The 11,854-nt window shown below is 64.8% G+C and carries 10 protein-coding genes; 8 read left to right on the forward strand and 2 right to left on the reverse strand.

The features are described 5' to 3' along the window. Window position 1 precedes the first annotated feature (1 nt). Together LB572_RS31135 and LB572_RS31140 are read left to right on the forward strand one after the other, a co-directional pair. Window positions 2-1,501, forward strand: a complete 1,500-nt coding sequence (locus tag LB572_RS31135) for a sugar ABC transporter ATP-binding protein (RefSeq protein ID WP_224670472.1) — start codon at window positions 2-4, stop codon at window positions 1,499-1,501. Window positions 1,502-1,747: 246 nt separating this feature from the next. Then, window positions 1,748-2,644 carry a LysR family transcriptional regulator gene (locus LB572_RS31140; RefSeq protein ID WP_140808849.1) on the forward strand — a complete coding sequence of 299 codons (897 nt, stop codon included), beginning with the start codon at window positions 1,748-1,750 and terminating at the stop codon, window positions 2,642-2,644. Window positions 2,645-2,659: 15 nt separating this feature from the next. On the opposite strand, the gene LB572_RS31145 is transcribed toward LB572_RS31140, so the two are convergent. Continuing rightward, complete coding sequence (locus tag LB572_RS31145) at window positions 2,660-4,156, reverse strand: aldehyde dehydrogenase family protein (protein ID WP_224670473.1); 1,497 nt, start codon at window positions 4,154-4,156, stop codon at window positions 2,660-2,662. 142 nt (window positions 4,157-4,298) lie between these two features. On the opposite strand from LB572_RS31145, the gene LB572_RS31150 reads away from it, so the two are divergent. The 4 genes from LB572_RS31150 to fghA all read left to right on the forward strand — a co-directional run bounded on the left by LB572_RS31150 (window position 4,299) and on the right by fghA (window position 8,265). Then, a complete protein-coding gene (locus tag LB572_RS31150; protein ID WP_224670474.1) occupies window positions 4,299-5,042 on the forward strand; it encodes a glucose 1-dehydrogenase in 744 nt (247 codons plus the stop codon). A 27-nt stretch (window positions 5,043-5,069) separates the two neighbouring features. Next, window positions 5,070-6,161 (forward strand): isocitrate/isopropylmalate dehydrogenase family protein, encoded by a 1,092-nt coding sequence (locus tag LB572_RS31155; protein WP_224670475.1) that lies wholly within the window; start codon window positions 5,070-5,072, stop codon window positions 6,159-6,161. Window positions 6,162-6,165: 4 nt separating this feature from the next. Then, complete coding sequence (locus LB572_RS31160; protein ID WP_224670476.1) at window positions 6,166-7,314, forward strand: alpha-hydroxy acid oxidase; 1,149 nt, start codon at window positions 6,166-6,168, stop codon at window positions 7,312-7,314. A 114-nt stretch (window positions 7,315-7,428) separates the two neighbouring features. Beyond that, the gene (gene fghA / locus LB572_RS31165; RefSeq protein WP_224670477.1) at window positions 7,429-8,265 is read left to right on the forward strand and encodes an S-formylglutathione hydrolase; all 837 of its coding nucleotides are present in this window, start codon (window positions 7,429-7,431) and stop codon (window positions 8,263-8,265) included. A gap of 67 nt (window positions 8,266-8,332) precedes the next feature. On the opposite strand, the gene LB572_RS31170 is transcribed toward fghA, so the two are convergent. Continuing rightward, a complete protein-coding gene (locus LB572_RS31170; protein WP_224670478.1) occupies window positions 8,333-9,202 on the reverse strand; it encodes a LysR substrate-binding domain-containing protein in 870 nt (289 codons plus the stop codon). Between the two features lie 149 nt (window positions 9,203-9,351). Between LB572_RS31170 and LB572_RS31175 the strand changes: the two genes are divergently transcribed. Further along, window positions 9,352-10,554 (forward strand): 2-aminoethylphosphonate--pyruvate transaminase, encoded by a 1,203-nt coding sequence (locus tag LB572_RS31175; protein WP_224670479.1) that lies wholly within the window; start codon window positions 9,352-9,354, stop codon window positions 10,552-10,554. Window positions 10,555-10,566: 12 nt separating this feature from the next. After that, window positions 10,567-11,823, forward strand: coding sequence for a phosphonoacetate hydrolase (gene phnA, locus LB572_RS31180; RefSeq protein WP_224670480.1), 1,257 nt, complete (start codon window positions 10,567-10,569; stop codon window positions 11,821-11,823). Window positions 11,824-11,854 lie beyond the last annotated feature (31 nt).

Genomic DNA, 11,854 nt, shown 5'->3' on the forward strand with positions numbered 1-11,854 from the left:
GATGTCGGACGCCAACATCATCGAGCTGAGGGACGCGACCAAGGCGTTCTCCCGCATCCCCGCCTTCAAGAACGTCAATTTCGACCTGCGTAAGGGCGAAATCCATGCGCTGCTGGGCGAAAACGGCGCTGGCAAATCGACACTGACCAAGGTCATGGCCGGTGTGTTCAAGCTGACCGAAGGCAAGCTGTTCTTCGACGGCAAGGAAGTGTCTTTCGCCACACCCGCCGAAGCGCTGCGCGCCGGCATCGCCATGGTGTTCCAGGAGACCAATCTGGTGCCGGCCATGACGGTGGCGCAGAACCTCTATCTCGGCGAAGAGAAGATGTTCAACCGCCTGCGCGGCCTCTACATCCAGGCGCGCCAGTTCCTCGCCGGCATGGGCTTCCAGGTCGATCCGACCGCCCAGGTGAGCACGCTGGGCGCGGCTCACAAGCAGATGGTGGAGATCGCGCGCGCCGTCCACCACAAGGCCCGCGTCATCATCTTCGACGAGCCGACCGCGACGCTGACGCCGGAAGAGAAGCGCCATTTCTTCAACCTTCTGCAGCGGCTGGTGAAGGAAGGAATCGCCATCATCTTCATCACCCATGCGCTCGAAGAGGCGCTCGCCGTCGCCAACCGCATCACCATCATGCGCGACGGCGAGATCGTGGCTTCGGGGGAGGCGAAAGGCTTCACCCGCGCCTCCATCGTGCAGGCGATGGTCGGCCGCACGCTCACCGAAACGCTGCATGGCGAGGTCAAGCGCACCGCGCGCCCCTATGGCGACAAGGTGCTTTCGGTCGAGAACCTCTCCTGCGCCGGCCTGGTGCGCAACTCGTCCTTCTCGGTGTTTTCCGGCCAGGTGACCGGCATGTTCGGCCTGGTCGGCGCCGGCCGCACCGAAATGGCCAAGGTCGTCGCCGGGTTGTTGAAGCGCAACATCTTCCATGGCGGCGAAATCCGCCTGCTCGGCAAGTCGGTGCGCTACCGCGTGCCACGGCCGGCGGTGCGCGACGGCATCGTCTATGTGACGGAGGACCGCAAGTTCGACGGTTTCTTCGAGACGATGACGGCGGGCGAGAACCTGCAGATCGGCGAACTGACCGACACGTCCAACCCGGTGTCGATGGTGTCGATGTCGCGCGCCAGGGAGCTCGCCAAGCAATGGGGCGAGCGGCTGAGGCTGAAGTCGATAAGCGACCGCGCCCGGATGATCGAGCTATCCGGCGGCAACCAGCAAAAGGTCGTGATCGCCAAATCGCTGATCCAGCAACCGAAGCTGGTGATTTTCGACGAGCCGACGCGTGGCGTCGATGTCGGCGCCATCGTGGAGATACACCAGCTCATCAGCGATCTTGCCGACCAGGGCATGGCCGTCGTCGTCATCTCCTCCTATCTGCCGGAAATCCTTGCGGTTTCCGACCGCATCCTGGTCGTCAAGCGCGGCCGCGTGGTGGAAGAGATGATGCTCTCGGAAGCGACCGAGGAGCGCGTTATGTTCGCGGCCGTCCACTAAGGTGTGTTGATATTCAGGTGAGACCGGTCTGCAAACGGCGGTTTCCTGCGCTTCCGGTGCTCACGTACTGTAGTACGCTCCGCTCCGGTTCTCGGAACCCACCGTTTTCGACTCGGCCTGACCTGAATCTCAACACACCTTGAACAGGAACAGATTTGCTGGCTAACGCCTGGACCGGCCCTATTGCCTTGCAATCACTTCCGCGTCTGAATAGGTCAGGAGGTCAGATCACCTGCCCGAACGGACATGTCCAGCATCAACCTCAAACTTCTGCAGACGTTCCTGCTCGCCGCTGAAAACGGCAGCTTCCGGCGTGCTGCCGAAGAAAGCAACCGCTCGCCTTCGGCCGTCTCCATGCAGATACGCGACCTCGAGGAGCAGATCGGCATCTCGCTGTTCATCCGCACGGCGCAGCGCGCCAGCCTGACGCCGGAAGGCCAGGTGCTGTTCGAAGAGATCGCCAATGCGATGTCGCAGGTGCAGACCAGCCTCGACCGGCTGACCGAGATCGCGGCGCGGCGCAAGGGCAAGGTGCAGATCGCCTGCGCGCCAACGCTCGCGGCGAGCCGGCTGGGCGACATACTGGCGACGTTCAAATTGCGCTACCCGCGCTCGATCGTCGAGGTCATCGAGACCCCGCCACAGGCGGCCCTTGCGCTGTTGCAGCAACAGGAGGTCGAGTTCTATCTCGGCCCGGAACTGCCGAACCTCAACGACTTCCAGTTCGAGTCGATCCTCGACGATCCGCTTATGGCCTGCATCCCGGTGGAAAATTACGGCGGCGAGAAGAAGCTGCTTTTGTCCGATCTGAAACGCTTTCCGCTGATCCTGCTCAACCGCAAGACGGCGGTGCGCGGCCTTCTCGACCGATTGACCGTGGCGGAGGGGATCGAGCTCAAGCCGCAATATGAAGTCGAAAGCGCGCAGACGGCGGTGGCGCTGGTGTCGTCGGGACTGGGCGTCTGCGTGGTGCCGGGCATCGCCATCTCGCGCAATGACGAGCGCATGCGGGTGGTGCCGATCGACCATCGTGACGCCCACCGCTCCGTCGGCATCATCACCGCGCGGGGCTACGTGCACCACTCCTTCTCAGAGCAGCTGATGAACCTGATCCGCACCAATCTGCGCGAGCTGGCTCACTGACGTTCCGGCGGGTGCTCAATCCGTCTGGATCCAGACGGCCTTCGTCTCCAGATATTCGTGCAGATGCTCGACGCCGCCTTCGCGGCCGTAGCCGGACATCTTCATGCCGCCGAAGGGCACGGCTGGGTCGATGGCGTGGTACATGTTGACCCAGACCGAGCCGGCCTTGACGCGGCGGGCGAGCTTGTGGGCGGTGCCGAGATTGGTGGTGAAGATACCGGCCGCAAGGCCGTAAGGCGTTGCGTTGGCGCGCGCGACGGCTTCATCCAGCGTGTCGAAGGGCATCGCCGAGATGACCGGCCCGAAGATTTCTTCGCGCGCGATGGTCATCTTGTCCGACACCGCGCCGAAGACGGTCGGCGCGATGAAGTTGCCGCCGTCATAGAGTTCGCCCGTCAGCCGCGATCCGCCAGCGACCAGTCGGGCGCCTTCGTCGCTGCCGGCCTTGATGTAGCCTTCCACCTTGCCGGCTTGCCTTGCATTGATCAGCGGTCCGATTTCGGTCTCCGCCTCGATGCCGTGGCCGATGCGCAGCTTGCCGGCGAACTCGGCGACCCGGCGCACGAACTCGTCATGGATTTCGCGCGCCACGAACAGGCGCGAGCCGGCGATGCAGATCTGGCCCGAATGCACGAACACCGCCATCGCCGCGACCGGCACGGCCTTGTCGATATCGGCGTCGCGGCAGACGATGATCGGCGACTTGCCGCCGAGCTCGAGCGAGACGCGCTTGAGGTTGGTGACGCCGGCGCGGGCGATGGCCTGGCCGGTCAGCGTCGAGCCGGTGAAGACGATCTTGTTGACATCCGGGTGCTCAGCAAGCCGCGCGCCGGCCTCGGCGCCGGTCCCGGTGACGATGTTGACGACGCCGTCGGGGACGCCCGCCTCCTGCATCAGCTTCGCGATCAGGAGCGGCGTCAGCGATGCATCCTCGGACGGCTTCAGCACGATGGTGCAGCCGGTGGCCAGAGCCGGCGCGATCTTCCAGATGGAGGCGGCGGTGGGCGCATTCCAGGGGATGATCGCGCCGACGACGCCGACCGGCTCGCGCCGGGTGAAGGTGACGATCTCGCCGGGGATGGAATTGTCGATCGCCTCGCCATGCAGGGCGGTCGCCATACCGCCATAGAAGCGCAGCATGCCGATGACGCGACGCCGGTTGGCCAGCGTGCGGGTGATCGGCAGCCCCATGTCGAGCGTGTCGGAGACGCTGAGCTCTTCCCAATGCTTTTCGAACAGGTCGGCGATCCGCAGCAGCGCGCATTGCCGCTCGTAGGGCGAGAATTTCGACCATGGACCTTCGAAGGCCGCGCGCGCCGCGGCGACCGCTGCATCGATATCGGCGGCTCCGCCGCGCGGCACGGTGGCCAGCACTTCGCCCGTCGCCGGGTTCAGCGCCTGCATTTCCTCACCGGATAGCGCCGCGACCCACTTGCCGCCGATGAACATCGGCCGGAACTCGCCATGGTAGAGCGTGGTGGCCTTCGCCCTCGGGTCGAAGTTCAGCGTCATCGTCTCCTCCTCACGAATTCCGACGCGACTATTACTCCCGCTGCCGGCGACCTCAAACAAGGAAAGCTAAAAGGGCGTTCAGATAATCGGACTGTGCAACGCGCGCGTCTTCCCCGATGGTTCCGGCAATGGAGGAACAGATATGAGACTTGCTGGCAAAGTTGCCATCGTCACCGGTGGCGGTTCTGGATTTGGCGAAGGCATCGTCAAAAAATTCGTCGAGGAAGGCGCGGCGGTCGTGTTGATGGACCGTGACGAGGCGGCAGCCGCGCGCGTCAGCCGCGAAGCCGGCGACAAGGTGCGGCCGATTACCGGCGACGTCTCGACCTTGGAGAGCTTTGTCGCCGCCGCCGATCTGGCCCGCTCGGCCTTCGGCGGCCTCGACATACTGGTCAACAATGCCGGCGTCGCGCAGCCGCCGCTGCCGCTGGAGACGATGGACGAAGGCCTGTTCGACCGCATCGCCAACGTCAACATGCGCTCGATCTACAATGGCGCTCGCGCCGTGGTGCCGCATTTCAAATCGGTCAAGTCCGGCGCGATCCTGAATGTCGCTTCCACCGGCGGCGTCTCGCCGCGCCCGAACCTCACCTGGTACAATGCCTCAAAGGGCTGGGCGATCGCCGCTACCCGCGCCATGGCGGTGGAGCTTGCGCCGTTCGGTATCCGCGTCAACGCGATCAACCCGGTCGCCGGCGACACGCCGCTTCTGTCCACCTTCATCGGCTCCGGCGAGGAAAACCGCGCCCGCGTCGTCGCCACCATCCCGATCGGCCGGCTGTCGACGCCGCAGGACATGGGCAACGCCGCTGCCTTCCTGTGCTCCGACGAAGCCAGCATGATCACCGGCGTCGACCTCAATGTCGACGGCGGCAAATGCATCTGAATCTTTGCGGTTCCTGAGGGATTGGCGATGAAGGATGTCTACCAGATCGCGGTCGTGCATGGCGACGGCATCGGCCCCGAGGTGTGCGGCGCGGCGGTCGAGGTGGTGAAGGCGGCATTCGGGTCGGGTTGCCCGTTGCGGTTCATCGAATACCCCGCCGGGGCCGAGCATTTCCTCAAGACCGGCCAGAGCTTTCCCGAGCCGACATTCCAGGCCTGCCGCGCGGCGGATGCGATCCTGCACGGCGCCGGCGGCCTGCCGGGCGTGGTCTATCCGGATGGCACGGAAGCAGGCCTCGACTTCACGCTGAGACTGCGCTTCGAACTCGACCTTTACGCCAATATCCGCCCGATCCGGCTCTTCGAGGGTGTGACGAGCCCGCTTAGTGGGGTGAAGGCCGGCGACATCGACTACGTCATCCTGCGCGAGAACAGCGAGGGGCTTTATGCCGCGCGCGGGGCCGGGGCGTTGCTGCGCGGGGAGGTGGCGGTCGACACGCTCGTGCAGACGCGCGCCGGCATCGAGCGCATCGTGCGCAAGGCCTTCGAACTGGCGCGCCAGTCGAACGGCGCGCCGCGCGACGGCGTTCGCCGGGTGACCTGCTGCGACAAGGCCAACGTGCTGCGCAGCTACGCCTTTTTCCGCTCGGTCTTCGACGAGGTGGCAAAGGGTTACCCCGATATCGCGACGGAGCATGCGCTGATCGACGCCATGGCCATGCACCTTGTGCTGAAGCCCGGCCATTTCAACGTCATCGTCAGCGAGAACATGTTCGGCGACATCCTCTCCGACCTGGCGGCCGCGACTGTCGGCGGAATGGGCATGGCCCCCTCCGCCGAGGTCGGCGACTCGAAGGGCTTTTTCCAGGCCGCGCACGGCTCCGCGCCGGATATTGCCGGCAAGGGGATCGCAAACCCCTATGGGACGATCCTGTCGGCGGCGGCTATGCTCGACTGGCTCGGCCGCGGACATGACGACGAAAGGCTGCGCCGGGCGGCCGAACAGATCCGCCGCGTGACGGAAGCGTGCCTGGCAGGCGGGCTGCTCAGCGCCGACCTCAAAGGGAGGTCATCGACCGCCGAGATCACCGGGACCGTCTGCGACCGGCTCGCGGCCTGAGGCGATGGGGCGGCTCGATCGCTGCGTATCGGTGGAGGATTTCCGCCGGCTGGCGCGCCGCCGGTTGCCGAAATCGGTCTTCGAGTTCGTCGATGGCGGCGCGGGCCAGGAACTGACCTTGCGCGACAACCGCGCCGGCTTCGAGCGTATCCGGTTGCTGCCGCGTATTCTGACAGACGTGTCCCGGCCTGACCTGAGCACCACGGTGTGGTCCAGGACCTACCCGGCGCCTCTGGTGATCAGCCCGATGGGGTCCTGCGCGCTCGTGCGCCCAGGCGCGGACATTGCCATTGCCACAGCGGCGGCGGCGCGCGGCATTCCCTACACGCTGTCGACCATGGCGACGACCGGCATCGAGCGGATGGCACGGGCCGTCCAGGGACCGCTCTGGTTCCAGCTCTATGTGCTCAAGGATTTCGATTTCAACCGCCGGCTGGTGCGGCAGGCGCAAGAGTTCGGCTATTCGGCGCTCGTCGTCACTGTCGACCTGCAGGCGGGCGGCAAGCGCGAGAAGGATCTGAGGAACGGGATTTCGATCCCCCTGCGACCTTCGCCGCGACACATGATCGAAGGAATCGCGCATCCGGGCTGGTCGTTTCGCCTGCTTCGCGGCGGCTTGCCGCAATTCGAGAATGTTCGCGGTTATCTCGGCGACACCAGCGCGGGGCTGACAATCGCGGCGCGCGTCGGCCGCAATCTCCATGCGGGGTTCGACTGGGACGACTTTCGCACGATCCGCGACTGGTGGAAGGGCCCGCTGATCGTCAAGGGCGTCCTGCATCCGGACGATGCCGCGAGATTGATCGGGGAGGGCGCCGACGGGATCTGGGTGTCCAATCATGGCGGCCGGCAGCTCGACGGCGCGGTCGCGAGCGTCGATGCGACCGAGGCGGTGCATGCGGCCGTTGGCGGCCGGGCTCCGATCCTGATCGATTCCGGCATCCGCACGGGCATGGACGTCGTCAAGGCAAAAGCACGCGGCGCGACCGCCTCGGCGATCGGCCGGGCCGCGCTGTTCGGCGCGGTGGCGGGACAGGCCGGCGTCGAGCGGGTGCTGGATATCCTGCTCGAGGAAATCGCAATCGGCCTGAAGCTTTGCGGGGTGCCCAACTTTCAGCAGGTCGGCCCGGACCTGATCGCTACGGCGAGTTGACCGCCGGTGGCGCAGCTTCATCGCGGCGCCAGCGCGGTTTTGCGAGGCGCGGGTTGCGCGAGCCCGGGCCGCCGGTTATGCCGGATCGAGATTTCCTGACGAAAGGCAGAACCGATGAAGGTCGTTTCCACATCGAAATCGCATGGCGGCGTCCAGGGCGTTTATTCGCACGCTTCCGAAGCATGCGCCTGCGACATGACCTTCGCCGTCTTCGTGCCGCCCCAGGCCAAGGACGGGCCGCTGCCGGTCCTGTGGTATCTGTCGGGCCTGACCTGCACGCATGCAAACGTCATGGACAAGGGCGAGTATCGGCGACTGGCATCCGAGCTCGGGCTGGTCATCGTGTGTCCCGACACCAGCCCACGCGGGCCTGACGTTCCCGACGAGAAGGACAATTGGCAGTTCGGTTGCGGCGCCGGCTTCTACCTCGATGCGACGCAAGAGCCCTATGCGAAGAACTACCGCATGTATTCCTACCTCACCGAGGAATTGCCGGCGCTCGTCGCCGCCAATTTTCCGGTCGACATGGCACGCCAGGCGATCTTCGGCCATTCGATGGGCGGACATGGCGCGCTGACGATCGCGCTCAGAAACCCCGAGCGATACCGAAGCTGCTCGGCCTTCGCGCCGATCGTGCAACCCTCGATGGCTGGCTGGTCGCGCCCGGCGTTCGAAAAATATCTTGGGCCTGACGAGAAGAGCTGGCGCGCCTACGACACGACATTGCTGATCGAGGACGGGAAGCGGTTTCCGGAATTCCTCGTCGATCAGGGCAACGCGGACGGCTTCCTGCAGGACGGCCTTCGCCCGTGGCTGCTCGAAGAGGCCTGCAAGAAGGCAGGAATCGATCTGACCTTGCGCATGCAGGATGGTTACGACCATTCCTATAATTTCATCTCGACCTTCATGGACGATCACCTCAAGTGGCATGCCCGCCGCCTCGGTCTGTGAAGGTGCGCGCCACGGCACCGTCGCGGGTTCATCCGGGGGTGCTGGGCAGGTTCCGTAAGAACCGGGCTCAATCCCCTGACATCGAGCGGGCCATGTCGAGGAAGGCGCGCACGAGCTTGCCGCCGCTGCGCTCGCGCAGGCAGATCAGGGCTTCGTCCATCAGCGTCTCCGGCGCGTCGATCGTGATCGGCACCAGCCGCGAGTCGTGGCCGAACTCGGCCGCCGAGACGAAACCGACGCCCGCACCGGAGGCGACGATCTCGCGCACCGCCTCGCGGCCTTCCGCTTCGATGGCAGGCTTCAGCTCGACATTCGAAGCCGTGGCAAGATCTTCCAGCTTCTTGCGCGTTTTCGAGCCGCGCTCGCGCATCACCAGCGGTTCCTGTGCGAGTTGTCCAAGCGTCAGCGATTTCCTGCTCGACAGTGGGTTATCGGCGGACACGAAGGCGATGATCGGCGTCGAGTTGAGCTTGAGCATCTCGAAATCACGCCCTGCAGGCATCTCACCGAGAACCCCGATATCGGCTTCGTAACTGTAAAGGCTGCTGATCACGGTTTCGGTATTGCCGGAGCGCACGGACACCTGGACGCCGGGATAGCGCGCGCGAAAGGCGCCGAGGATATGCAGCAAATGATGTGCCGCGTCGGCGACGATGCGCAACGTGCCGGAACGCAGCGCGCGCGATTCGGTCAAAAGCTCCAGGGCCTGCTGCTCGGTCTCGAACATGCGGTGGGTGATCTCGAGCAGCCTCTGGCCCTGCGTGGTCAGCGTGACCTGCTTCTTGTTCCGGTTGAACAGGAGCACGTCATATTCTTCCTCCAGCTTGCGCACCTGGTCCGAGATCGCCGGCTGGGTCAGGAACAGCGCCTCGGCGGCGCGCGAGAAGCCGCCTGAGATCGCTACCTGATGAAAGGCCCTGAGCTGCACGTAACGCATGCGGATGCTCTCCGAAATGCCGTTTATGCGGAGAGTCGTAGCATCGATCAGATCGATACATCAATACAAAATAACGATTTTACAAATACGTCATACCCACCGAGAATGACTGTCATATTCCAATGACAGGATCGAAGTGGGAGGGCAGCATGCTCGCTGAGACGAAACTTGCGGCGGCCAAGCCGTTGGATGCGCCGGCGCTGGGCGAACCTTATCTGCTGACGCCCGGCCCGCTCACCACGGCCTACGCCGTGAAGCAGGCGATGCTGCGCGACTGGGGGTCCTGGGACGGCGATTTCCGCGCCATGACCGCCGAGCTGCGCCGCCGCCTTCTGGCGCTGACCGGCGACAGCCGTGACGAATTCGACTGCGTCCCGATGCAGGGCAGCGGCTCGTTCTGCGTCGAGGCCATGCTCGGCTCGTTCGTGCCGAAGGACGGCAAGGTGCTGGTGCTGGCCAACGGCGCCTATGGCCTGCGCGCGGCGCAGACCATGCAGTATATCGGCCGCGCCTACACGCTGATCGACAAGGGCGACTACCTGCCGCCGCGTGGCGACGAGGTCGCGGCGGCGCTGAAGGCCGACCCCGCGATCACGCATGTGATTGCCATCCATTGCGAGACCAGCTCCGGCATCCTCAACCCGGTCGCCGAGATCTCGGAAGCCGTCTATGCCAACGGCCGCAAGCTGCTGGTCGATTCCATGAGCGCTTTCGGCGCCATCCCGCTCGACGTAAACGAGATCCGCTACGAGGCGATGGTTTCGTCGGCCAACAAATGCATCGAGGGTGTGCCGGGCTTCGGCTTCGTCATCGCCCGCAAGAGCGAGCTGGAGGCCGCCAAGGGACGCAGTCATTCGCTGTCGCTCGACGTCCATGCGCAATGGGCGAGCATGAACAAGACCGGACAGTGGCGCTATACGCCGCCGACGCATGTGGTCGCCGCCTTCCTCGAAGCGCTTCGCCTGCACGAGGCCGAGGGCGGCGTCGCCGGCCGCGGCGCGCGCTATACGCGAAACCGCGACGTCATGGTGGGCGGTATGCGCGCGTTGGGTTTCGAGACGCTGCTGAAGGATCGCTGGCTGTCGCCGATCATCGTCACATTCTTCAACCCGGCGCATGAGAACTTCGCCTTCGACAGGTTCTACGAGCTGATGAAGGACAAGGGCTTCATCATCTATCCGGGCAAGCTCACGGTCGTGGACTCCTTCCGCATCGGCTGCATCGGCCAGATGGACGAGCATGTCATGCGCCGCGTCGTCGAAGCAGCCTCCCAGTCGCTGAACGAAATGGGCGTCGACACCGCCGCCCCGTCCCCCGCCGCTATCGCCGAGCGCGCCAAGCTCGCCGCCTGAAAGGTCCTTGAGATGAACCAGATGTCTCCCGTCAACGTCACGGCCAACGGCCGTTCCTATGCCTGGCCGCGCGTGCCGGCGATCGCCATCTGCCTCGACGGCTGCGAGCCGGCCTATCTCGACGAGGCTATTCATGCCGGGCTGATGCCGGCGCTGGAAAGGATCAAGAAGAAGGGCACGGTGCGCTTCGCCCATTCGGTGATCCCGAGCTTCACCAACCCCAACAATCTGTCGATCGCCACCGGCCGGCCGCCGGCGGTGCACGGCATCTGCGGCAACTACCTCTACAACCCGGAGACGGGCGAGGAGGTGATGATGAACGACCCGAAGTTCCTGCGCGCGCCGACGGTGTTCCAAGCCTTCTACGACGCGGGCGCCAAGGTGGTGGTGGTGACGGCCAAGGACAAGCTGCGCGCGCTGCTCGGCAAGGCGCTGAAGTTCGACGATGGCAGGGCGATGTGCTTCTCGGCCGAGAGGTCCGACACCACGACGAAGGCCGAGCACGGCATCGACAACGCCTCGAAGCATTTCAGCCTGCCTGTCCCCGAGGTCTATTCCGCGGAACTTTCGGAATTCGTCTTCGCCGCCGGGGTGCAGTTGCTGAAGGAGTTCCGGCCGGATGTGATGTATCTTACCACGACCGACTATGTTCAGCACAAATACGCGCCGGGCGTGCCCCAGGCCAATGCCTTCTACGAGATGTTCGACAAGTATCTCGCCGAACTCGATGCACTCGGCGCGGCGATCGTCGTCACCGCCGACCACGGCATGAAGCCGAAGCACTACGCCGACGGCTCGCCCAACGTGGTCTATGTGCAGGACCTTCTCGACGAATGGCTGGGCAAGGACGCCGCTCGTGTCATCCTGCCGATCACCGACCCTTATGTCGTGCATCACGGCGCGCTCGGCTCCTTCGCCACCGCCTACCTTCCCAAGGGCGCGGACCGCGAGGCGATCATGGCGAAGCTCCGCAAGGTCGAGGACATCATCCTCGTGCTCGGCCGCGAGGAAGGCTGCACCCGCTTCGAACTGCCCGAGGACCGCATGGGCGATATCATCCTGATCTCCGGCGAGAACAAGACGATCGGCACGTCCGAGCACCGGCACAATCTGGCGGCGCTCGACGAGCCGCTGCGCTCGCATGGCGGGCTGACCGAGCAGGAGGTGCCCTTCATCGTCAACCGCGTGCTGCCGGATCTGCCGAATGAGCCGGTGCTGCGCAACTTCGACGCGTTCTATTACGCGACGATGGCGGCGGCGTTGGCTTAGGTTGGGCGCTGTCGACCCCCCCACCCCCCGG

The organism is Mesorhizobium sp. BH1-1-5, from assembly GCF_020165615.1.
In the GTDB taxonomy this organism is placed as follows: Bacteria; Pseudomonadota; Alphaproteobacteria; order Rhizobiales; family Rhizobiaceae; genus Mesorhizobium.

What these genes read in the sequence shown, in the direction of transcription:
- LB572_RS31135 (WP_224670472.1), top strand. Translation starts at nt 2, where the DNA reads ATGTCGGACGCCAACATCATCGAGCTGAGGGACGCGACCAAGGCGTTC.
- LB572_RS31140 (WP_140808849.1), top strand. Translation starts at nt 1,748, where the DNA reads ATGTCCAGCATCAACCTCAAACTTCTGCAGACGTTCCTGCTCGCCGCT.
- LB572_RS31145 (WP_224670473.1), bottom strand. Translation starts at nt 4,156, where the DNA reads ATGACGCTGAACTTCGACCCGAGGGCGAAGGCCACCACGCTCTACCAT.
- LB572_RS31150 (WP_224670474.1), top strand. Translation starts at nt 4,299, where the DNA reads ATGAGACTTGCTGGCAAAGTTGCCATCGTCACCGGTGGCGGTTCTGGA.
- LB572_RS31155 (WP_224670475.1), top strand. Translation starts at nt 5,070, where the DNA reads ATGAAGGATGTCTACCAGATCGCGGTCGTGCATGGCGACGGCATCGGC.
- LB572_RS31160 (WP_224670476.1), top strand. Translation starts at nt 6,166, where the DNA reads ATGGGGCGGCTCGATCGCTGCGTATCGGTGGAGGATTTCCGCCGGCTG.
- fghA (WP_224670477.1), top strand. Translation starts at nt 7,429, where the DNA reads ATGAAGGTCGTTTCCACATCGAAATCGCATGGCGGCGTCCAGGGCGTT.
- LB572_RS31170 (WP_224670478.1), bottom strand. Translation starts at nt 9,202, where the DNA reads ATGCGTTACGTGCAGCTCAGGGCCTTTCATCAGGTAGCGATCTCAGGC.
- LB572_RS31175 (WP_224670479.1), top strand. Translation starts at nt 9,352, where the DNA reads ATGCTCGCTGAGACGAAACTTGCGGCGGCCAAGCCGTTGGATGCGCCG.
- phnA (WP_224670480.1), top strand. Translation starts at nt 10,567, where the DNA reads ATGAACCAGATGTCTCCCGTCAACGTCACGGCCAACGGCCGTTCCTAT.